Origin of the sequence: Sporosarcina aquimarina (genome assembly GCF_023715615.1) — a bacterium.
Lineage (GTDB): Bacteria > Bacillota > Bacilli > Bacillales_A > Planococcaceae > Sporosarcina > Sporosarcina aquimarina_A.
In genome coordinates this window covers 1298308-1320886 of record NZ_JAMBOM010000001.1, presented here as the reverse complement: position 1 = coordinate 1320886, position 22579 = coordinate 1298308, and the positions used below count along the sequence as shown (strand labels likewise).

Annotated in this window: 24 protein-coding genes; 11 read left to right on the top strand and 13 right to left on the bottom strand. The window is 39.7% G+C overall.

The window, feature by feature from the left end; all coding sequences use genetic code 11:
• Position 1: 1 nt before the first annotated feature.
• Entirely contained in the window at positions 2-1138 is a 1137-nt protein-coding gene (locus M3197_RS06315; protein ID WP_251659700.1) for an HD domain-containing phosphohydrolase, read from the bottom strand.
• Between the two features lie 131 nt (positions 1139-1269).
• Between M3197_RS06315 and M3197_RS06310 the strand changes: the two genes are divergently transcribed.
• Entirely contained in the window at positions 1270-1620 is a 351-nt protein-coding gene (locus M3197_RS06310; RefSeq protein ID WP_251659698.1) for a DUF3307 domain-containing protein, read from the top strand.
• Between the two features lie 66 nt (positions 1621-1686).
• Here the strand turns inward: M3197_RS06310 and M3197_RS06305 are convergent, their stop codons facing one another.
• Positions 1687-2736, bottom strand: a complete 1050-nt coding sequence (locus tag M3197_RS06305; protein ID WP_251659696.1) for an NAD(P)/FAD-dependent oxidoreductase — start codon at positions 2734-2736, stop codon at positions 1687-1689.
• 118 nt (positions 2737-2854) lie between these two features.
• Between M3197_RS06305 and M3197_RS06300 the strand changes: the two genes are divergently transcribed.
• The 4 genes from M3197_RS06300 to M3197_RS06285 all read left to right on the top strand — a co-directional run bounded on the left by M3197_RS06300 (position 2855) and on the right by M3197_RS06285 (position 6647).
• The gene (locus tag M3197_RS06300) at positions 2855-3649 is read left to right on the top strand and encodes an ABC transporter ATP-binding protein (RefSeq protein ID WP_251659693.1); all 795 of its coding nucleotides are present in this window, start codon (positions 2855-2857) and stop codon (positions 3647-3649) included.
• A 1-nt stretch (position 3650) separates the two neighbouring features.
• Positions 3651-4577, top strand: a complete 927-nt coding sequence (locus M3197_RS06295; protein ID WP_251659691.1) for an iron-hydroxamate ABC transporter substrate-binding protein — start codon at positions 3651-3653, stop codon at positions 4575-4577.
• 67 nt (positions 4578-4644) lie between these two features.
• Complete coding sequence (locus tag M3197_RS06290) at positions 4645-5643, top strand: FecCD family ABC transporter permease (protein ID WP_432813969.1); 999 nt, start codon at positions 4645-4647, stop codon at positions 5641-5643.
• Positions 5640-6647, top strand: a complete 1008-nt coding sequence (locus M3197_RS06285) for a FecCD family ABC transporter permease (protein ID WP_251659689.1) — start codon at positions 5640-5642, stop codon at positions 6645-6647. Before M3197_RS06290 ends, M3197_RS06285 begins: the two co-directional genes overlap by 4 nt.
• A 42-nt stretch (positions 6648-6689) precedes the next feature.
• Here M3197_RS06285 and M3197_RS06280 read toward each other — a convergent pair whose 3' ends face one another.
• Positions 6690-7445 carry an SDR family NAD(P)-dependent oxidoreductase gene (locus tag M3197_RS06280; protein ID WP_251659687.1) on the bottom strand — a complete coding sequence of 252 codons (756 nt, stop codon included), beginning with the start codon at positions 7443-7445 and terminating at the stop codon, positions 6690-6692.
• Positions 7446-7733: 288 nt separating this feature from the next.
• Here M3197_RS06280 and M3197_RS06275 point away from each other — a divergent pair, with 288 nt between their 5' ends.
• Both M3197_RS06275 and M3197_RS06270 read left to right on the top strand, forming a co-directional pair.
• Positions 7734-9143: a purine-cytosine permease family protein gene (locus M3197_RS06275; protein WP_251659685.1), complete on the top strand. Its 1410-nt coding sequence runs from the start codon at positions 7734-7736 to the stop codon at positions 9141-9143.
• Between the two features lie 158 nt (positions 9144-9301).
• Entirely contained in the window at positions 9302-10798 is a 1497-nt protein-coding gene (locus tag M3197_RS06270) for a glycine betaine uptake BCCT transporter (RefSeq protein WP_251659683.1), read from the top strand.
• A gap of 147 nt (positions 10799-10945) precedes the next feature.
• On the opposite strand, the gene M3197_RS06265 is transcribed toward M3197_RS06270, so the two are convergent.
• Positions 10946-11173 carry a hypothetical protein gene (locus tag M3197_RS06265; protein WP_251659681.1) on the bottom strand — a complete coding sequence of 76 codons (228 nt, stop codon included), beginning with the start codon at positions 11171-11173 and terminating at the stop codon, positions 10946-10948.
• 21 nt (positions 11174-11194) lie between these two features.
• On the bottom strand, positions 11195-11431 hold the full coding sequence (locus tag M3197_RS06260) for a hypothetical protein (protein ID WP_251659680.1): 237 nt from the start codon (positions 11429-11431) through the stop codon (positions 11195-11197).
• Positions 11432-11610: 179 nt separating this feature from the next.
• Here M3197_RS06260 and M3197_RS06255 point away from each other — a divergent pair, with 179 nt between their 5' ends.
• Complete coding sequence (locus tag M3197_RS06255) at positions 11611-12525, top strand: S1C family serine protease (protein WP_251659678.1); 915 nt, start codon at positions 11611-11613, stop codon at positions 12523-12525.
• Between the two features lie 41 nt (positions 12526-12566).
• Here M3197_RS06255 and M3197_RS06250 read toward each other — a convergent pair whose 3' ends face one another.
• The 4 genes from M3197_RS06250 to M3197_RS06235 all read right to left on the bottom strand — a co-directional run bounded on the left by M3197_RS06250 (position 12567) and on the right by M3197_RS06235 (position 15919).
• The gene (locus tag M3197_RS06250) at positions 12567-12710 is read right to left on the bottom strand and encodes a YfhE family protein (RefSeq protein WP_251659676.1); all 144 of its coding nucleotides are present in this window, start codon (positions 12708-12710) and stop codon (positions 12567-12569) included.
• Between the two features lie 68 nt (positions 12711-12778).
• Positions 12779-13699, bottom strand: a complete 921-nt coding sequence (gene hprK, locus M3197_RS06245) for an HPr(Ser) kinase/phosphatase (protein WP_025784682.1) — start codon at positions 13697-13699, stop codon at positions 12779-12781.
• A gap of 530 nt (positions 13700-14229) precedes the next feature.
• Complete coding sequence (locus M3197_RS06240) at positions 14230-14988, bottom strand: SDR family NAD(P)-dependent oxidoreductase (protein WP_251659675.1); 759 nt, start codon at positions 14986-14988, stop codon at positions 14230-14232.
• Positions 14975-15919, bottom strand: a complete 945-nt coding sequence (locus tag M3197_RS06235; RefSeq protein WP_251659674.1) for an MBL fold metallo-hydrolase — start codon at positions 15917-15919, stop codon at positions 14975-14977. The genes M3197_RS06240 and M3197_RS06235 overlap by 14 nt, the downstream gene beginning before the upstream one ends.
• Before the next feature lie 150 nt (positions 15920-16069).
• On the opposite strand from M3197_RS06235, the gene proC reads away from it, so the two are divergent.
• Together proC and namA are read left to right on the top strand one after the other, a co-directional pair.
• The gene (gene proC / locus M3197_RS06230; RefSeq protein ID WP_251659673.1) at positions 16070-16903 is read left to right on the top strand and encodes a pyrroline-5-carboxylate reductase; all 834 of its coding nucleotides are present in this window, start codon (positions 16070-16072) and stop codon (positions 16901-16903) included.
• A 59-nt stretch (positions 16904-16962) separates the two neighbouring features.
• Positions 16963-17982, top strand: coding sequence for an NADPH dehydrogenase NamA (namA, locus tag M3197_RS06225; protein WP_251659672.1), 1020 nt, complete (start codon positions 16963-16965; stop codon positions 17980-17982).
• Positions 17983-18182: 200 nt separating this feature from the next.
• Here namA and M3197_RS06220 read toward each other — a convergent pair whose 3' ends face one another.
• Genes M3197_RS06220 through M3197_RS06205 form a run of 4 tightly spaced genes read right to left on the bottom strand, consistent with a single transcriptional unit; the run spans position 18183 to position 21490 of the window.
• Positions 18183-19334, bottom strand: a complete 1152-nt coding sequence (locus M3197_RS06220; RefSeq protein ID WP_251659670.1) for an ABC transporter permease subunit — start codon at positions 19332-19334, stop codon at positions 18183-18185.
• Positions 19331-20203 carry an ABC transporter ATP-binding protein gene (locus M3197_RS06215; protein WP_251659668.1) on the bottom strand — a complete coding sequence of 291 codons (873 nt, stop codon included), beginning with the start codon at positions 20201-20203 and terminating at the stop codon, positions 19331-19333. The genes M3197_RS06220 and M3197_RS06215 overlap by 4 nt, the downstream gene beginning before the upstream one ends.
• Positions 20203-20943 carry a hypothetical protein gene (locus M3197_RS06210; RefSeq protein WP_251659666.1) on the bottom strand — a complete coding sequence of 247 codons (741 nt, stop codon included), beginning with the start codon at positions 20941-20943 and terminating at the stop codon, positions 20203-20205. The genes M3197_RS06215 and M3197_RS06210 overlap by 1 nt, the downstream gene beginning before the upstream one ends.
• Positions 20936-21490: an RNA polymerase sigma factor gene (locus M3197_RS06205; protein ID WP_251659664.1), complete on the bottom strand. Its 555-nt coding sequence runs from the start codon at positions 21488-21490 to the stop codon at positions 20936-20938. The genes M3197_RS06210 and M3197_RS06205 overlap by 8 nt, the downstream gene beginning before the upstream one ends.
• A 418-nt stretch (positions 21491-21908) precedes the next feature.
• On the opposite strand from M3197_RS06205, the gene M3197_RS06200 reads away from it, so the two are divergent.
• Positions 21909-22517 (top strand): winged helix-turn-helix domain-containing protein, encoded by a 609-nt coding sequence (locus tag M3197_RS06200; RefSeq protein WP_251659662.1) that lies wholly within the window; start codon positions 21909-21911, stop codon positions 22515-22517.
• Positions 22518-22579: the final 62 nt, after the last annotated feature.

Sequence of the window (22579 nt, the reverse complement as noted above, 5' to 3'; positions counted from 1 at the left end):
TTCACATCCTATCGGAAAAACTATCACGAATTGCAACAAATTCATCTAAATGGGCAAGAAATAGATCTATTAAGGTGGGATCGAATTGTTTGCCTCGTTGCTCAGACATATATGACACGATTTTTTTAAGTGGCCAAGCCTTTTTATATACACGGTCACTACCTAGTGCATCAAATACATCAGCGATTGCAGTGATCCTTCCAAATATATGAATCTCTTCCCGCTCCAACCCTCTGGGATATCCCCCACCTTCCCATCTTTCATGATGTTCATAAGCGATAATGGCGGCAGTTTTTAGTAATTCACGGTCTGATTTCCGAAAAATATTATATCCAACGACTGTATGTAACTTCATTTCTTCAAATTCCTCTAATGTTAACTTTCCGGGTTTCAGAAGAATTGAATCGGGGATTGCCACTTTTCCTATGTCGTGCATGGGAGATGCGTAACGAAGAAGTAATGATTGTGGCTCAGAAATCCCAGCAAGTTGAGCCAATTTATAAGAATAGGTTGCCACACGTTTAACATGGTTACCGGTTTCTTGGGATCGACTCTCGCCAATCGCCCCCATCTTTTCAATAATTTCTCGTTGTGTTTCCAATAACTCGTTATGTAACATAAACGTATCAAGAGACTTCCCAGCATACGTTGAGGCGAATGATAACAACGTTTCATCCTTTTTTGTAAAGTGTGTAGCCCCCAGCTTATTAATAGCTTGGAATGCACCTATTATTTTTCCTTCTTGGTTAGTGAATGGGATACACAGTATAGAACGTGTGCGATAACCTGTTTCCTGATCGACTGCAGTATTGAAACGGTCATCTAAATACGCATCTACCACATTAATCACCATTCCAGTTTGTATGCTTCTTCCTACAAACCCACTCGTATCAGAAATAACAATTCGGTTTACCCCATGTCCTGCGACTGTCCAAACAGTTTGTGAGGTAGATTCGTGGAGCCAAACCGTACATCGATCTGCCTGTACTAACTTTGTGCCTAAATCGGCTAGTAATAAAAGCATCTTCTCAATGTCAGTTTCAGTAGACATTTTCCCCATATATTCAAAAATAGTGGATAAAAGTAAATCTGACTGTGGAAATTCAGGGACGTCCGTTTGTGCAAGTGTTTTTTCCATTTATTTATTCCTTTCTAAAAAACTATTGTCACGTTTCTCTCTATTTGCAATAATAGTAGCATGAAATAACTATAAATACGCAACTAAAGTCATTACAATATATAAAAATTCGGTAATTCGGAGGCGATGACGTGACATTATTCTCATATTTGTTAATAGGTCATCTGATTGGCGATTATTTACTGCAAACGAGTTGGATGGCAGCAGGAAAAGCCACTAAATGGGCTCCGCTCCTAACGCATTGTTTTGTTTATACATCGGCTGTAAGTGCTTCATTATTAATAGACACAGGAATGATTCCTTTATGGGTAGTGGCCATTATTTTTGTGAGTCATGTCATCTTGGATCGCCGTCGTTTTGTCGCATGGTGGTCTATGACGATTATGGGGGTAAAACATGGAGAACCTGCGTGGCTGCTTATAATGGCTGACCAAATCTTTCATATCATTGTACTTGCCATAATTGCACACATTTTGGGATAGGAACGACAAAAAGAAGCAGAGTATAATGCATCCGCTTCTTTTCAAGAAAAATCATTCCGTTTTTGTTTAACTAATTAACTGCTGCACAAGTTTTTTGTTCCGTTCTTTAAAGACGTCATTGTGCGAGCTCACCATTCCTGCCTGTGTTGCTTTAGGATCTAAATACATTTTGGCACTATTTACAGCGTTGGCAGCATCTTGGAATGCCCCCGCAATAAGATTGACTTTACTTTCATGGAAAAGGACATCTCCAGCTGCAAAGATTCCTGCAACTGACGTCCCGCTCATTGGTGTTCCGGCAATTCGGTGGTCACTCGTAAGCTCAAGGTTCGCTTCACTGCCCCCTATTAATGAGGTATCCACCTCATACCCATGGTTAATGACCACGTCATCAACTTCCAGTGTCAAGCCAGATTCTTCTAGACAATGTTTTAATTCAACCTTTTCAATTGAGTAGTGATCCGCTGATGCTATCAATTTGTCAATCCGTGTATTAAAGTGGCACACTACTTTACTCTGGAGCAGTTGCTGAACCTGTGCTTCATGTCCGTTCAAATCACATTTCCGATATGTTAAAATCACTTCTTTAGCAATCGGTTCAAGCTCGTTAGCCCAATCGATTGCGGCATTTCCGCCACCTGATATGAGAACACGTTTCCCTTTGAAGTGTTGTAGTGATTTGACTGTGTAATGTAAATTCGCAACTTCGAATCGCTCTGCTCCTTCTATTTCAACCTTTTGTGGCTTTAGAATACCTCCACCTACAGCAAGAATGACTGTTCTACTGTAGTGTTTAGCCCCGGAAGCGCTAGTTAATACAAAATTTCCTTCGTCATCTTTTTCAATACCTGTCACTTTTTCATTCAATACAACTTCAGGGTTGAACGTCATGCCTTGCTCCACTAACTTATCAATCATGTCAGCTGCAGGTGCTGGTGTGACTCCGCCAATGTCCCAAATCATTTTTTCTTGATAAACATGTAGTTTCCCGCCCAGTTCCGGTTGAAATTCGATGATTTTAGTAGACATACCACGTAACCCGCTATAAAAAGCAGCATATAGCCCCGCAGGCCCTCCTCCAATAATCGTCACATCTACAATTGTTGCTTGAGACATACTTCATCCCCCTAAATTTATATTTGACTTCTTTAGGATCACTCTTTATAGTAGCATTATACCGATAATGAGAATCATTATCAACGATTATTGTGTATAAAAGATTGGAGTGCTCCGAATGGTACGTTTGGCAACTGAAAACTTACAGATTGCTTACGGTGAACAAATCATCGTGGACGACCTATCCGTTACGATTCCCAATAAGAAAATAACTGCGATCATCGGGGCTAACGGATGTGGAAAGTCGACTTTTTTGAAAGGGATGACACGTCTCATTCCTCGCCATTCAGGAAAGGTATTGTTGGACGGAGGAGATATTGCTGATCACAAGACAAAGGCGCTCGCACGAAAAATGGCCATTCTTCCCCAAACGCAAGAAGCTGCGAGTGGTCTAACCGTGTCCGAACTTGTTTCTTATGGAAGATTCCCCTATCAATCTGGACTAGGACGGTTGACAACAACTGATTTAGAGGTCATTAACTGGGCACTTGCTGTTACTAATACAGAATCTTTCCGTGATCGTCAAGTGGATGCCCTTTCAGGCGGACAGCGTCAGAGGGTCTGGATTGCAATGGCTCTTGCACAAGAAACAGACATCATTTTTCTTGATGAACCGACAACCTATCTGGACATGGCACATCAGTTGGAAGTTCTTGAACTATTACAGAAATTGAATGTTGAGCAAGAACGAACCATCATCATGGTGTTACATGATTTAAATCAAGCAGCTCGCTTCGCTGATTATTTAATAGCGATGAAAGATGGGAAGGTCATTAAAGCGGGTTCTTCTGAAGAAGTGATAGAATCTGCAACTTTGCGTGAAGTGTTTAGGATTGACGCAGAAATCGGAGTGGATCCGAGAAGCGGTAAACCAATGTGTATTACATACGATCTATTAAAAGGAGAATACTAACATGAAAAAGGCACTATTATTCTTATCCCTTGCACTGGTTCTTGTTCTAGGAGCTTGCTCTTCTAAAAATGAGGATGCTTCCAAGGAACCTGAGAAAGATGGAGCCGCGAAAGATTCAGGAACTATTACCTATGAATCTGAAGATGGCCCAATAGAAGTTCCAGCAAATCCACAGCGTGTTGTCGTTTTGTCATCATTTGCAGGTCATGTTATGTCACTTGACGTTCCTATTGTCGGTGTGGACTCTTGGTCAAAAGATAATCCTCGATTTGAATCGAAACTGAAAGATGCTGAAGTTGTGTCTGATGAAGATTTAGAGAAAATCATTGAACTGGAACCAGATTTAATCGTCGGACTATCTCCATTGAATAATCTGGATCGGTTAAAAGAAATTGCTCCCGTTGTCACATTCACTTACAATAAAGTCGATTATTTGACTCAGTATGTTGAAATCGGTAAGTTACTGAACAAAGGTGAGGAAGCTCAAGAATGGGTCACTGATTTCAAATCGCGTGCACAAGAAACTGGCGAAGAAATTAAAGCAAAAATCGGTGAGGGTAAGACCGTTTCAGTTATTGAAAACTTTGACAAGCAGCTCTATGTATATGGAGATAGCTGGGGACGCGGAACAGAAATCCTATTTCAAGAGATGAAGCTACCGATGCCTGAAAAAGTCAAGGCTGATGCATTAAAAGATGGTTATTTTGCTCTTTCTTCTGAAGTACTTCCTGAATATATGGGAGATTACGTTATTTTAAGTCGCAATAGCGATGGCGATAATTCCTTTATGGAAACTGAGACATATAAAAATACTCCAGCTGTTAAAGAAGGTCATGTATTTGAAGCTGAGTTGAGTGAGTTCTACTTCAACGATCCTCTAACACTCGAGTATCAGCTTGAGTTTTTCAAAGAAAACTTTTTAAAGTAATTGTTATTCAAGAAGGATTCTTTCACCTTGAAAGGATCCTTTTCTTTTGCGAAAGGAGTTCTGGCTAATGAATCTGCGAACTATGCCATTTTCAATTAAATTTGTTATTGCTTGCATCGGATTGGTTGCTTCTCTATTCCTGGCAATGATACTGGGTGCAGCAAATATTTCCGTTTCGGATGTGTGGCTTGCTATTATTGGAGATTCAAGTAAAAACAGTTTGATTTTACGAGAAATCCGTTTCCCACGCGAACTCGCTGCTTTACTAGTCGGTTCTGCCTTGGCTGTTTCTGGAGCCATCATGCAAGGAATGACCAGAAACCCTCTAGCTGATCCTGGATTACTCGGCTTAACAGCAGGTGCTAATGCCGCTCTTGCCATTGCAATCGCACTTGTTCCTTCCCTCAATTATTATGGGATTATGACCGCTAGTTTTCTAGGTGCAGCAGCTGGTGCCCTAGTGGTATTCGGCATTGCCTCTGCAAAACGTGGTGGATTCTCACCTTTCCGCCTTGTTTTGGCAGGCGCTGCAGTCTCGACATTTTTCTTTGCGGTTGCTGAAGGTGTCGGAATCTATTTTAAAGTGTCAAAAGACATTTCCATGTGGACTGCTGGAGGTGTGATCGGAACTACTTGGTCTCAACTTCAAATTATTACTCCGGTGATTGTTATAGGGATAGGAATCGCTCTAGTTTTGTCCAAACAACTCACCCTACTTAGTTTAAATGAGGAAGTAGCTGTCGGATTGGGTCAACATACATTCAGAATTAAAATGATTTTGTTCATCCTAATTATCCTTCTCGCTGGATCTGCAGTTGCTCTAGTCGGAAATTTGGCGTTCGTGGGACTTATGATTCCGCATATCGTTCGCGCAATTGTTGGCACGGATTATCGATTTATACTGCCAATGTCTGCCGTACTTGGTGGTGCATTCATGTTGCTTGCCGATACATTAGGGCGGACTATGAACGCACCATACGAAACACCCGTTGCCTCACTTGTTGCGGTGATGGGCTTGCCGTTCTTCCTTATTATTCTTCGTAAAGGAGGGCGTGCTTTCTCATGATTCAATCTAATGTGTTAAGAAAACAGCGGCTCTTATTGATCCTATTCAGCCTCCTCACTCTCGGAACTGCAGTTGCAGCCATTGCACTCGGGCCAGCTTCCGTAGAACCTGGTCGCATCTTCCCTGCACTTTTTGGCAACGGGACATTTAAAGAAGAATTTGTTTTGTTTTCTATTCGTCTTCCTCGTATAGCAATAACATTCTTAGCAGGATCAGCCTTAGCGCTCTCTGGCTCGATACTTCAAGGGATTACACGAAATGACTTGGCAGATCCCGGAATTATTGGCATTAACGCAGGAGCTGGTACTTCAATAGCAGTATTCTTTCTGTTTGTACCTGTTGAAGCAGGTTCGTTTGTGTATTTGATGCCGATTGTCGGGTTAGTTGGGGCATTTTTGACCGCATTCCTAATCTATCTTTTTGCTTACGATAAAAAAACAGGGATGCAACCGGTCCGATTGGTGTTAACAGGTGTGGGGTTCTCTCTAGCACTATCCGGTGTCATGATTGTTCTTACTTCTTCAGCAGATCGTGACAAAGTGGATTTCATTGCAAAATGGTTAGCGGGAAATATTTGGGGGTCTGATTGGCCATTTGTCATTGCACTATTGCCCTGGTTACTTATTCTCGTACCGTTCGCGTTATATAAAGCGAACCGATTGAATGTATTAGGGTTAAGTGAATCTGTTGCCATTGGAATTGGTGTGTCTGTTGAGCGAGAACGTATTATTCTTCTCGTCACCGCAGTCGCGCTTGCAGCCTCAGCTGTTTCCGTTACTGGAGGAATTGCTTTTGTCGGGCTGATGGCTCCTCATATTGCAAAGTCATTGATTGGCCCACGCAGTCAGCTCTATCTTCCAATCGCTATTCTTCTAGGTGGCTGGTTGTTATTGCTTGCAGATACGATCGGGAGAAACGTATCCAGTGTAGGGATTATTCCAGCAGGATTAGTCGTCTCCTTAATCGGCGCTCCTTACTTCATCTATTTATTATTACGGAAATAACAAAAACACGATCCTCAAGTTCAGAGGATCGTGTTTTTTTAGTTAGCGTAATTTAGTTGCGCCACCGTCAACCATAATTGTTTGTCCAGTAATGTATGATGCATCTTCACTCGCAAGGAAGACTGCAACTCGACCAATATCGCCTTCCAATTCCCCAAGACGACGCATTGGAATGTTGTTGATCATTTTGTCAAACGCTTCAGGCTGGTCTTTTTTCCACTGTTGGATACCAGGTGAATTGGCAATCGGTGAAATCAAGTTGACGTTAATGCCGAACTGACCCCATTCGTTAGCTGCTACACGAGTAATCGCACGGATCGCTTCTTTTGCAGCCGCATACGTACCTTGCATAATATCCCCGTTAATACCAGCACCTGAAGAGAAGTTAATGATTGTCCCTTCAGACTCTTTTAAGTGTGGGTATGCTGCTTGCATCAAGTAAAACGTTGGATAGAACCCAGTGTTAAAGGAGAAATCCATATCCGCTTGAGTTGCTTCTGCTAGCAATACTTGACGTGATGCGTGTGCATTATTGACAAGGATATCTAGTTTTCCAAACTTGTCGACAACTGTTGCAATGATATCTTTCAGCTTGTCACGATCTGTAAGGTCCGCTTGAATGAACATGCTTTCAGGTTGGAACACCTGAAGTTCTTTCACCATTGCTTCGCCAGTTTCAGCGTTTAAGTCAACGATTGCTACTTTTGCGCCTTCTTTAACGTATGCTTTTGCCATACCACTTCCGATACCACCAGCACCGCCAGTGATTACCGCGACTTTACCATCTAATTTACCCATAAGTATCACTCCTTTTTATCAACACTAGTTTAACACTTAAATAGTTAAAGTTAAACTTCTATATTTAAGTATTCCCCATTTCACCTGCAAATCACGAAAGTTCAAATCCTCTGTAAATCATGAATTGAACTATGGTTATCTTTGCCCAACTCTTTATAGAATATAGGCATGTCAACTGCATCCCTTAACAATCTATCGTTTTTTTGTTATGCTTCTACAGTGTATAACTTGCGAAAAAATAATTGACTGAACAGGAAGGAGATGCATGTATCGATTAGGAGGAATTGAATGAAATCAGTAACTGATAGTACAAATGAATATAAAGAAGAAATAGAAGAACTAGAAAGTGACTATTCACTGGACAGAGTTCCTCGAGAAGATCGTACGAAGGGTTGGTTAAGCATTACCAACATTACATTCGGAATCGCTACTGCCATTTTTTACTTCCAGATGGGAAGTGTCATGGCTCTCTCTTATGGGGCAGCAAATGCTATGATTTCTTCAACTTACGCAATCATAGTCGCAGGGATATTAGGAACAGTTATCGCCTATTTGTCTGCGAAATCTGGAATGAATGTAAATCTCCTGTCACGCGGTGGGGGTTTCGGATATATCGGATCCTCACTTACGTCACTGATTTACGCATCTAACTTTATTATGTATTGTGCATTTGAAGGGTTAATTTTAGTATCTGCAGTTCACCACTTTTTCCCTACCCTCCCAAAGTGGATTCTCATCATCGTGTTCGGATCAATCGTCATCCCCTTGAATTGGTTCGGAATTGAACAGCTTGATAAATTGCAAAAGTGGTCAATGCCAGTATTTGTCGTATTTTTAATCACTGCAATTATTATCTCGTTTTATAAACCAGCAGTGTACACCGGAGCCGTATTTTCCTATATGCCGGAAGGAGTCACACTAGGTGGTACCGCGTTACTCATGTGTATCGGTATGCATAATGGTATTATGGGTCTGACAGCTCTCCTCGCTTCAGATTATGCACGATTTTTAAAGCCTAAAGATATTAAACTAGGCTCTTTTATGATTGGTTTTATCCCCCAAATCTTTTGTTTTGGAGTTATGGGTGGGTTAGGCATCTGGTTTGGTGTTCGTTTTATGGAGCCAGATCCAGGCGTTTACATCGTTCTGTTGCTTGGTATTGGCGGTGCGTTGTTTACTATGCTTACTCAATTACGCATAAACGTCACGAATATTTACAGTAGCTCATTGTCGCTTTCTAATTTCTTTGAAAATATGTTCCGTTTCACTCCGGGACGGCGTTTTTGGGTAGTTGTGTCAGGAGTTAGTGCAATGTTGCTGATGCTTGCAAATATTGTGGATCATTTAAGTACGATGATGACATTCCAAGGCGTATTTCTGCTTTCATGGGCAGCGATTTTAGTAACCGATGCTCTTGTCGTCAAAAAACTAATGAAGATTGGCCCCAATTATTATGTAGCTCGTCAAGAATATTTGTATCGCTGGAATCCAGTGGGTGTAGTTTCACTACTAGTTGCAAGTCTTCTCGGAACCCTTGCCGCACTAGGATATATGGGTATTTTCTTAGAGTCTACAGCAGCATTTTTCGCCGCTGTTCTCGCTTCAATACTTACTGTACTTCTCGCAAAGGTAACCAAAGGAAAGTATTATTTGCTTCGTGAGCCTGACGATATCCACGAAAAGGACCGCTTAGCTTAAATCGTTTTTTTAAAATGCCTGTGATGACACTATTTTTTCGCATTTAAGACAAGGAGGATGTTCTTACATTCTCCTTTTTTTATATTCTTTTGCATTTTCAATTCTTTATTGCTATAGTTAATAACCGTGAAATCACTACAATTATCTTAGGGGGAATTATGAGAAAAATTTCAAACGTATTTTATATTACGATCGGACTGATCGTTTTGGCAGTTGGCTACGGTGTGCTCGCGCCGGAAAGTTTTGCCGAACAAACCGGAAAGATTCAAAACTTCGTCGCATCTACCTTTGGTTGGTATTACCTCATGCTGTTATCCGTACTCGTCATCATTTGCCTGTTTCTGATTTTTAGTCCATTCGGGAAAATAAGACTTGGGAAAGATACAGACAAACCCGAGTTTTCAACAGTATCCTGGATTGCCATGCTATTCTCAGCCGGTATGGGCATCGGACTAGTCTTTTATGGAGCTGCAGAGCCACTTTCACACTATGCTGTCATGTCATCGACAGGTGAGCTCAATACACCAGCTGCATTTAAAGAAGGCTTACGTCAATCCTTTTTCCATTGGGGTATCCATGTATGGGCAATGTACGGTTTTGTCGCCTTATCTCTAGCATTCTTCCAGTTCCGTAAGGGAGAACCTGGTTTAATTTCTTCAACATTGAAGCCGATTTTTGGGAATAAGATGAATGGCCCTTGGGGTGTTCTTGTGGATGTTCTCGCTGTGTTTGCAACCGCTTTCGGTGTTGCAACGACTCTCGGCTTTGGCGCTGTACAAATTAATGCAGGGTTGAATTATTTGTTTGGAGTTGAAATAGGAACTCAGTCTCAATTCATCATCATATTAGTTGTAACTGTACTTTTCATCATGTCAGCTTGGAGTGGTCTTAGTAAAGGGATTCAATACTTATCCAATTTGAATCTTGTACTTGCGATAGCTTTACTAATCTTAGTGGTGATACTTGGCCCAACCTTATTAATCTTTAATATGTACTCAGACTCCTTAGGCGGGTATATAGCTAATTTTGTGAAAATGAGTTTCTCCACTTCTCCATTAAATGCAGAGAACCGCCAGTGGTTGGATATGTGGACCATCTTTTACTGGGCTTGGTGGATTTCTTGGGCACCTTTCGTTAGTATGTTTATCGCACGTGTGTCCAAAGGACGTACAATTCGTGAATTCATGATTGGTGTTATGATTGCGCCGACAATTCTTTGCACGTTCTGGTTTACCGCTTTTGGAACGACTGCGATTGAAGCTCAGAAAGCAGGGGTCGTCAACCTTGCAGATAAAGCTACTGAACTCGTGGTCTTTGAGTTATTTAGTACATTACCTTGGGGTGCATTCATCTCCATAGTTGCAATTATCCTGATTGCTTCCTTCTTCATCACTTCTGCGGATTCAGCGACATTTGTGTTAGGAATGCAATCCAGTTACGGATCACTGACACCGCCGAATAGTATCAAACTCATATGGGGAGTCCTTCAATCGGCAATCGCGCTAATTTTACTTTCTGTCAATGGGTTAGATGCATTGCAGAATACGATTATTATAGCCGCCCTCCCATTCTCATTTGTCATTTTGTTGATGATCTTCTCTCTCATAAAAGCATTAAGTACGGAGTTAGATCTAATTAAAGCAAAGCGAAAATAAAATAAGACGTCCTCGATTTCATTAATCGATGGACGTCTTTTTAATATAGTTATTTTAATAGGCGCATGAAACCAACTATACATCTAAGGTTACACAGCCTATTAAATTTTCTTTTTGGTAAACTATCCTTTTAAACCACAAAGAAAATTAGTAAACTTGACGAGCGTTGTGTTTTTCAGCTGTTTTGTAAGCGTCATACATCCCCCATATCCAAACAAGTGGATACGTGATAAACCCAATTAATACAAACATAAGAAGTGAATTGATAACTTGCACTCCAATTAGAATGAGACCTTTCAGGATCTGACCATTATAAATCTGTCCGACACCGGTCCAAAAAAAGCTAAGTACAGCTGCTAGTCCTGGGCTTTTCATAATACGTAATTACCTCCTTCATTAAAAAAATATCCCGATTACAGCTAATGCCGCTACAATCCAGAAGCCTCCGGTAGCAATCGCATCGCCTGAAATAATCGGTTTTTTTTGCAAGAAGTCGATAGCGTGTATATCCTTTTTCAATTCACTGATTTCGTCCTCTAACGCTCTTACTTTAGTAGTTAGAGTATGCACTTCTTCAGTGACTGTACTTGGATAACGTTCTGGTTCCGTCTTCTTCAATGCATTTTCATCCACCGTAACACATCTCCCCTCAAATAGACACAAATACACATATGGAAAGTATATCAAGTATAATGGTGAGTAGATAGGTTTTTAAGTTTATTTTTTCAGAATTGTTCATCACAATCTATGATACACTTTTGGTTAACCCCTTTTACCTCAATTTCAGGAACGTATATTGGAGGTCTATACATATGAATCAGGACGATCAGAAGAATCAAGATGAATTCCACCAAGAAAATCATTTCCCAGCAGATGTAGACGATAATGTTTCTGAAGCTCTTGAAGGCAACGAGGTCGATCAATTTGAAGAACCCGAACTTACGCAAGAAGAAATAGAAGAAGAGGAGTTTCGCCAGCTTGTATTGGAAGCACAACGGGAAGCACTTGCAAAAGAAGCTTACCTTCGAAACAATCCTCAGCCAAGAAAACGTAGAGTTCCTAGGTGGATTGTATGGCTCATGGCATTGGTTTTACTATTTCAGCCTGTCGCTTTCATTTTCGATATCTATTCACTACCAGCAATCGATTTTTTAAAAACATCTGCGAAGCTTTCAAAACGTGAGGACATTACAAAGTGGAAACAATCCGTTGCTGTTGTTTTGACCGAAGATGGAAAAGGAACAGGTTTTTTTGTATCTCCAGATGGGTTGATTGTGACAAATAATCACGTGGTCGAAAATACAAAACAGATTACAGTTTCATTTGAAGAGCAAGGTCGCTTTTCAGCCACTCTTGTCGCACAAGATTCCGTCAATGATTTAGCGATTTTGCAAATTAAAGATCCACCAGATGTTCCATCGCTAAAACTAGCGGAAACTCCCACTTACACACCAGATTCCAAAGTCATGTTCATCGGAAATCCTTTGAACTTTTTTGGGATCGCAAATGAAGGAAAACTGATAGGAGAAAGTGAATGGGCGGGGCGTAATGTACCTATTATTCTATTGGATGCACCTGTTTACAGAGGAAACAGTGGCAGCCCCGTTTTCCAAAATGATGAGGTCATCGGTGTTGTCTTTGCGATAACCGAGCTTGACTCCCATGGTAAAGTTGGGATGTTCATACGGTCAAACGAAGTGTTGGAGTTATTAAAGGAAGTCGAATAGAAAAAAGTCCGGAAGCTCATATGGGCTTCCGGACTTTTTTGTTAGTATTCGTTTTTACGTTTATTCGTATTTTTCGTTGCTTTGTCCGCTTTCTTAAAGTCGTCCACATATTCTACTTCTTGAGCTGATGAAAGTTTGTTGTTTTTCTCAGTCATCATTTCATGTGGCTCTTTCTTTTCCGTCATTAGTCATCCTCCTTCAAAACTAGTGTACAAATAGTTTTTCCAGATAAAGACGAACTATTCCTGTCAGATCATTCCTGCTTGAATTCAGGCTCCAGGCGCTCCATGAATTCCTCAAGAGCACTATACCCTTGTTGTTTTAAATACCAGTTGTTTGCAGCTGCTTCGATAAGCCCAGCGACATCCCGCCCTGGTTGTAATTGGATTTGAATATAAGGTATAGGTACACCCATGTACTCAGTAAACTTCTCGTCTAATTCCAGTTCATTGTTAAGTGAGTTGTCTTTCCACTCTGTCAATTCGATATCGAGAGCGATTCTAGTCTCTTCTTGAAACGCAGCACGTCCATATAAACGGACAACGTTCATTAAACCGATACTCCTAAGCGCCAAAAATTCCCGGTTAGTCTGATTATGAGTACCGAGTAACGTTTGAGGACTGAGTTTTCGAAGGACGACGATGTCATCCGCTACAAGCCGGTGTCCCCTACCAATCAGTGTATGTGCTGTCTCGCTTTTTCCAACGCCTGATTTGCCGCGCAATAAAATTCCAATTCCCGCTACATTGACGACAACTCCATGAATGGCAATTTCTTCTGCCATCGAGCTAATAACAAATGCATCCAATTTTGCACTCGCCACACCCATAGAGTCAGGAGTTCTTAAAACAGGAATACCGTTCTCCGTACAATACGTATGTAGTCCATAAGGTTGTTCCTGATTGGAAGTAATTAAAATACAAGGTGGATCGTATTCGACAAGATTCGAAATTCTGCGTTTGCATTCGTCATCAGTAAGCGTATGTAAATAGTTTACCTCGTTTTTACCGAGTATTTGAATATGTCCTCTCGCTATGAACTCAAACGTATCCATGAATTCCAACCCTGGACGACGAACTTTTGTTTTTTTCAGCGGTCTTTCCAAGTGGTCGCTCCCAGATAAAATTTCGAATGAAAATTGGTGTACAATGTTTTGTACGGTTAGCTGTATCATGAAAGAACACCTTTCCTGAACGGTTTGTTTAGTCACAGTTTATCATAAACAATTTTCAAATGCAGTGTTGTATTATATTTTCTAATATCTATGTTCATGTCTTCTTAAGATTCCGCAATAGAAATTCAAAGAAAATAAAAAAGAATTTTAAAAAATAGGTTTATAGGTTGTTTTGCCGGGTATAGATTACTACAAGGCGAAATCCTGGAAGGCGCTAAGCGCTTACTTGGAGAAATGCACAGCCTTGGCGGGAAATTTGCTGTACTGACGAAGCATCACCGTAAGAAGAGTTACGAGTGTTTGTAAGACCAGTAAGAAGTAAGTTTTTTGTGCAAGTGCAACCTAAACAACCGTTTCTCTTCGATTTAAAGAACGATGAAGTGAAATGCGTGCAAGAAGAGTTTGCAGTATGCTTTCGATTTACCCGTCAGCTACACGCAACTAGTTAAAACAAATTTTCCGCGAATGAAGAGGCATCCGCTATTTGGATGCCTCTTTTTCATTTCTCAAAATTAGGTGAGGTTTTGGATTTATTTCATCTTTTTCATAAAAAAAGGTTTTCCTATTCGTTCCACTAAGCCTGGAGCAATTGCATGAAGTTTGCTCGTCAGACCCATCACTCGTGGCATATCCACTTGTCGTTTAGGATGACGAACCATCTTAACGACACCTTCTGCTACTTCCTCTACAGTAAGCAAATGCTTACCAACTGCCCCCCTATAGGTACCACTATCATCTGCTTTGTCTAAAAAGGCTGTGTCGATTGGACCTGGATGAATAACAGATACGTCGATTCCATATTGTGCAACTTCCATACGTAACGCATTTGTGTATCCAATCAATGCATGTTTCGTCGCTGCATAGACAGCTGCTTTTGGTGTCGCCACTTTTCCTGCTTGGGAACCAATATAAATTAGATGTCCACCTCTACGTTCCATCCATGACGGTAGTATCCTTTGAGTAAGCTGAATCGGTGCTGTCACGTTCACTGAAAACATTTGCTCAACCTGTCTATCTTCAGTTTCATGAGCAAATGCAAACTTTGCAACCCCTGCTGAGAAAATAATGACATCCGGCATTTCTAGCTCACGTAGCAAGTAATCAGCCGCTCCCTCACCTGTTAAATCTAGTTGAATCGCATCAGCTCCAAGAGCTACAAGCTTAGCCAGAATTTCTTCTGAACGCCCCGTCACTTGGACACGATGACCTTCAGATAGAAGCCTTACTGCAGTTTCATAACCTACACCACTGGTAGCTCCTGTTATTAAAATCGTTTTACGCTTGCTCATACCGATGAATTCCTTGATTGTCTGTTTTTTGAACAACCTTGCCTAGCTCTAATAAGTAATCCATTTGACCAAGTGTCTCTGAGAGTGTTAGACCAAGCTCCCTTTTATAGGCAGCCGGAAATAATTGCACGGTCAATTCGAAGACAGATTGCGGACCAACTGACAGCATATCGTAAACCTTCATTGCTCGCTCGTGCTGTTTTTGCAGTCGCTTCTCAATAAGGTCATGAACACCCGTTACAGGCATTCCATGTCCGCTGTAAACCATCTCTACAGGCAGGTCAAGCAATCGTTTTAAGGAAGCGTTATATTGCAACATTGTTTTTGGTCGGGGATATTCAGGACCTTTCGGAGGTTCTACGAGTGGATTGGAAGAAACCTTTTCCAGTAATAAATCACCTCCGATGAGTTCTTTCCTTTCAGGATTCCAAAATGCCAAATGACTTTGAGCATGCCCTAACGTCTCAAGAGTCGTCCACCCTGGATGTCCCGGTATTTCGTCCCCTTCAGTTAAAATATGATCAAGTGGACGCTCTGCCATGAAATCTGCCGCGCGTTTCATCTTCCCCACAATTCCTAGCGCTTTTTCAGGAACCCCTTGCTCTATGAATCGCTCCATATAAAATTTGTCATGAAATTGAATGAAATCCGGGTCTCTTGTTAACCAGAGATTATTGTACTCATGGCCATAAAGTTCAGCGTTCGGAAATGCATCCGCCCAACCTGAATGATCTGGATGATGATGTGTAAGAATGACTTGTTCAATATCCTCCAACGTATATCCAGATTCTTTAAGCCCTGCCTTTATTGCTTTAAGAGCTTCGGGTGTCTTTGGACCAGCATCGAATAGACTCAGAGTATCGCTCTTCACTAAAAATGCATTAACATCGCCAACAGCATACGGTGTTGGTATCGTCAGTTGTTGAATCATGGTTTTGCCTCCAATATTGAATCACTATTCATTCTATTGTACATGCTTTTTGTACGTTCGTCATGTATCGATAACTGAATCATCAGTTGACTTATTTCTATAATCGCATAGACTGATTGAATACACCTATCTAGGAAAAGAGGGAATTCCATGGAAAAAATCGTATTTGTAGGTGCCGGATCGATGGCGGAAGCAGTGATTGCCGGAATCTGTAAGCAAGGTACTGTTGCGCCTTCTAATGTTTTTGTCATGAACCGAGCGGATGAAGCACGCCTTCAATTGTTACAAAATACGTATGGCATCTCAATTGTCAGTCCGGACAAAAATCAGCTCCGAAAGGCTGATTTAATCGTATTGGCTACTAAACCTAAAGATGTTTATACTGCGATGGAACAGATTTCTCCTTTACTTAACGAAAAAGCAGTTGTCCTTTCTTTACTCGCTGGTGTTTCAATGGATACTATTGAATTAGGTCTAGGCAAACACGCTATTGCCCGCTCCATGCCGAATACGTCTGCAACAATTGGGAAGTCTGCAACTGGTATTGCATTTAATAGTTTGATGAAATCTAAAGAGAAACAAGAAATTCTTGAATTATTAAGTTCGATTGGCATCGTAGCAGAAGTTGAAGAAGATGACTTACATGCCGTTACAGCCCTATCCGGTAGCGGTCCTGCATATATCTACTATTTAGCAGAAGCATTAGAGACAGCTGCTATGCGAGCTGGCATCGAACAGCCGATTGCCCGCGATCTCATTATTCAGACAATTGAAGGGGCTGCATGCATGTTACGACAAACCCAAGAAGAGCCTGCCCTTCTAAGAGAAAACGTGACTAGCCCGGGTGGCACGACGGAGGCAGGGCTTCGAGCACTCACTTCCGCAGGATTCCAGGAAGCCGTCTTCAGTTGCATCGAGCATGCTGAAAAACGCTCTAGAGAGCTTGGATCTACAGAGGTTAAAGAGAGTACGAGTTCTTCCTAAAGGAATTCCTACGCTTCTTTGCTATAGTAGAGTCATTCATAAAAAGGAGTGACTCGGAAATGGCTAAATTATTTGAACCGTACACGATTCGAAATCTTACATTAAAAAATAGAATTGCGATGTCTCCGATGTGCATGTATTCTTCTCAAAATGAAGATGGTAAAGTCGAAGATTGGCATCGTGTCCATTATGGCTCAAGAGCTGTCGGTCAATCAGGTCTGATTATCTTGGAAGCGACAGCTGTTCAGCCTCAAGGACGAATCAGCCCACAAGACCTCGGAATCTGGGATGACACCCATATTGAAGGCTTGACTGAACTGACACGCCTCATTAAACAACACGGTGCTGCGGCAGGAATCCAGCTTGCGCATGCCGGCAGGAAAGCGACGGTAGATGGTGATATCCAAGCACCGAGTGCCATTGCGTTTAGTGATGAATACAAAACACCTGTCGCAATGAGCAAGGAAGCTATTGCAGAAACTGTTAACGCATTTGCGCTAGCTGCAAAACGAGCTGCTAATGCAGGATTCGATCTACTAGAGCTTCATGGGGCACATGGCTATCTTATTAACGAATTCCTATCTCCCCTTACCAATCATCGAACTGATGAGTATGGCGGAAGCGCAGAAAATCGATATCGTTTCCTCAGCGAGATCATCGATGCCGTCAGGAAGACGTGGGAAGGTCCATTATTTGTTCGGTTATCTGCTGAAGAGTATACAGAAGGCGGTATGACTTCTGACCAGTACATTGAGATGGCGAAGTGGATGAAGAGCCAAGGCGTGGACTTGATTGACGTGAGTTCTGGAGCTGTCGTACCGGCAAAAATTGATCCGTTCCCTGGCTACCAAGTGCCTTATTCAGAAACAATCCGAACAGGTGCCGAAATCGCAACTGGTGCTGTAGGTCTGATCACCTCGGGATTGCAAGCTGAAGAAATTTTGAGAAATAATCGTGCAGATCTCATTTTGATTGGTAGAGAACTGTTACGAGACGCGTATTGGCCGTATCAAGCTGCCCGTGAACTTCATACAGAAATTGAGGCTCCTACGCAATATAATAGAGCCTGGAGATTTTGATCGGAATATAATACGCAAACTGAAAAATAGGGCCAATCTCTTCAGAACGTCAGAGATAACTATAAAAAAGACCGCTAATTCTCATATGAATTAGTGGTCTTTTAAATTTCAATTTATCAAGGTTTGAACACAAATCGAGCATATCGATTCAGTTCAATTTCCCTTTTTCTAGCAGTGACTACTCCTTAACCCGTAAAAGACTATGTGTTCTGATATTTCTTCATTCGCTTATACACGATAACATCTAGTATCATTTTAGTAACCAATAGAACAACCATAGCAAGCACTATATTTTGCACAAAAGAATTTAGGAGGAAATCCTGCTTTGAACTTAATAAAGACAAGAAATTTTCAATACTATAGTTATTTATCGGAAACAAGTTTAATACTTGATAGACAATTCCTCGTTTAAAGAATTCTGTTAACGCCTTAGGTAAAAAGAATAGGCTCAATGCAATGATTAAGGAACTGAACGGTGAACGTGTGATGGATGAAACATATAAAGTTCCCCCTACAATGGAAAGCATACTAATAAAATGGAAGGCCACCAATAATAAGTAAACTTGTAAATGATTTATTTCAACCGGAAAACTGAATAATTTTAATGAAAAATTTGTTTGAATACTAGTGTCCCAGCCATTAAAACCACTATTGTAGATATAGAAGGAGACAAAGGATATTACTTGAATTAAGAGAAACACGAAAACGGAGATTAAAGTTGGTGAAATAATTTTGGAAAGAGTTAACTTGTTTCTACCGAACTTTGTAGACAATAATAATTGATTCATATTTCTTGCAGTATCTCCAGAGAAAACAAGCGAGCATATTAGTATTGTAATCATGCTTGTAAGAATAAATAACTGATTTGTGACTTTATAAAGGTCATACCACGTCACATGGCTACCGATTTTCAATGGCGTTTCAAATTGGGTAAAACCAACTTCTTTCAGAGTTTTAAGTTTTAATTGGTCTATCGTCACTTTTTCATTCTGTGCTACCGCTTCATTCATTTTCGAATAGATATCTTCATCTTGTGGGAAAAAGGTATCTCCAATTTGCCAAGAAAACAAATCAGCGGCTTTATTATCTACATCAGTGCTTTGGAATCTATCTATGTAATTTGAAAGAATATCCTTTACTTTTTGATCTGTGAAATCACCAGTACTTACTTTTACAACTTCTTGATAAAGTTTTCTTCCATCGCCAATTTTCTCACCACTAATGTTGATTTGAGAATAATAAAAACCGATGAATAATATCCCCGCTAAAACAACAAATGATACAATCAGGCCGCCAACAAAAGATTTATTTTGTATGATTTTATCAAGTTCGCATTTTATAATAGTCCTCATTTTACAGCGTCCTCCCTAAAATAGTAAAGATACAAATCTTCCAATGTTGGTTGAACTGGATGGGCATTATGGGTTGGTTTTGTCTTTGAAATAATTCTTAACACCGTTCCATTGACACTGTGTTTTTGATTGCTTATAACATGTTCAGCAAGCATATGATCTAGCTTATTTGCTTCAACCAAAACCTCCCAAACACTACCATTTATAGTATTAACCAATTCAGAAGGCACGCCTCTGTCTTCAAGTTTCCCTTTATTTAAAACAATTATTTCATCTGCAATATACTCAATGTCTGAAACGATATGAGTTGATAGAATAACAATTTTATTTTCAGAAAAAGAGCTGATTAAGTTTCTAAAACGGACACGCTCCTTTGGGTCTAAGCCAACTGTTGGTTCATCTAAAATCAATACTTCTGGATCATTAATCATCGCTTGTGCAATTCCTAATCGTTGTTTCATCCCACCTGAATACTTTTTTATTTTTTTATTGCATACGTCTTCTAATCCGACAAGCTTTAAAAGTACCAGACACCTTTTCCTTGCGAAGCTTTTATTGATGCCTTTAAGAGCTGCGATATACAACATGAATTTCATCCCTGTAAAATCAGGATAGTAACTAAAATCTTGTGGTAAAAATCCCAAAACCGAGCGAAAAGCATCTGGATTGGTTTGTACATCATCATGATTGTAAACAACTGTACCGGTATTTTGTTTAATCAGACCGCAAATAATTCTAAACAACGTTGTTTTACCTGATCCATTTGAACCTAAAAGTCCATATACACCTGGTTTTAATGTAAATGAAACATCATGAAGAACATCTATATCGTCATATTTTTTTGTAATATTATTTACCTCTAACAGCATTAGAAAAGCGCCTCCCATTTCTTAACTTTAAGTTGATCCTTTACGACAATCATTAAAAATAGTAGCGATAAAATGTATCCCGCTCCCCAAAACTTCATTTCTAATTCATAAATATTAAAAAAGTTGGATATGAACAGGACACTCACAATAACGATTCCTGAACTAATCCAAAGAACTGCAGAAGAAAAAGTATTTCTCCAAATTGTGAAAAGAGAAAACAGAACGATACAAATAATATTAAATGGGACTAGCAAATACAAAATTATTTTCCAAAAAGAAATTTCTAATACACCCTGACTGATAAAAGCCAAGCAAGAAATCAGTAGAAAATCGACCATTCCGAAAATAAATAGCTTTATAATTGTATGCTGGCGTAAATCGTATTTTAGTGTTTGTTCTAATTCCCACATGCCAGATGTAAAACTTCGAAGTAATTCATCTATCAAGAAAATAACAGAGAAGATAACAATCACTGTTAAACTTTGAATGACAAATAGGAATGATTCATTGTTAATAACATTAGTAATTAAAAAAGTTGTCAAGATGAGAAGAGCAAATTGAATGAACCAAGTATGTAGTCTCGTAAATTGTATAGATGAACGAATTAAATCAAGTAAAGAATGCCTACAAAGTTGGGTTTGGATTAATTCTTGTTTTCCCAATTTAATTATCTTTTGTTTATGAATCTCATCGATATTTACTTCGTAGGTTTTCATTTTTTTTATGGTTTTATTAGTCATTCATTAACTCCTCCCTGTCTAATAATCCCTTCAATTTTTTTAGACCCTGATTAATCCTAGATTGGGAAGTAGATACACTCGTCCCGGTGATTTTAGCAATATTTTTCACTTTTAAATCATGATAATATTTCAAGATCAAGGCTTCCCTTTGAATATCAGGAAGAGTATTGAGTGCGAGTTGCACTTGATTTGAATTGTCACAAGCAATGATAGTTTTAAAAAGAGTATCAGTACCCACATTTATAAATTCCTCATCAAACTCATACTGGATAAGTTTCTTTTTACTATGGTAGTTATTACAAACATTGACTGTAATCGTAAATAAGTAATTGAAAAATTTCCCACTAAACTTGTAGTTCTCAATGTTTTCTATGATTTTCAAAAAGATATCTTGTGTTAAATCAGCAGCCACCCCCCTATCACCCAAACACCTTCGTACACAGAATGAGAATATTTGAGTGTAATACTTATTAACCAGTCTTTCCCAAGCCTCTGTATCACCTGATTTTATTTTTCGAATTAAGATATAGTCTTCGATCAGCCTCACCTATTCTTGTTTAAAATACTCTTCAATATAGATTAACAAAGTAGTTGCAAAAATCATTTAAATTTCTCGATAAAATTCAAATTTTTTTCTTAACAATGCAATTAGTAGTGAAAGCCGACAATCAAATAATTGTAGTAAGGATAAATGTAATAACCACCTAAGTCTAAGCACTAATGCGTCAGGAATCTATTTCAAACCAAATAAAAAGAAACCGTTTTGAAAAGTACATAAACAAAATGGTTTCATTCTTGAATGATAAATTGCGATATAGTAGCAATCCTATCCAATTGTAGAATCTGTTCTATATTATTGAATAACAAATACTCATAGTAACTGATTTCAAAAGTAATTTGACAAGTCAATATATTTTTGCTAACCTATTGTTAAATTAATTTTACCGAGTAAATGGAGTGAACATATGAAAGATATAAAGCTATTAACAACTCATGAACAACTCAAGGCACTTAGTGATCCCTTCAAATGTGAATTGCTATTACGTTTAATGGAACGAGCGCAGACTGGACAACAGCTATCGGAGGTATTTGAATTGTCCCGTGCTAGAATTCATTATCATTTAAAAGAATTAGAGAAAAATGATTTAATATCTATTGTGCGAACTGAGGAGAAAAATGGAATTGTACAAAAGTTTTATCAGGCCACTGCAGGTGGTTTTGTACCTGATAGGTCGCTTCTACCATACTCTACCATGACTGAAACTGTCAGACAAATGATGATAAGTATGCTGGATCAGTCGAGAAGAAGAATTCTTGCTGCTCCGGAAGATTCTCTGCAAGAAGATTCAGGTTCAAAGGATCCTTCAGAATGGAAATACCGCTCCAGTGCCTATGAAATCCATGCCACTGAGCAAGATTTCATGGCTTGGCAAAAGAAATTCTCTGCATTAATGGAAGAGCTTGCGGTGATTCAACGACCTAGCCCTTCCCCAGATGCTAAATTATATTATTTCCATATGCTTGGTTTAGAAATAGAAGAAGGTTTTTTTGAAAGAATAGAAGAAGAGTCCTAAGCTCCGGTTTTGGGCTCTTTTTTCAGATCTATATGTTAAATTAATTTTACCGTGTAAAAATA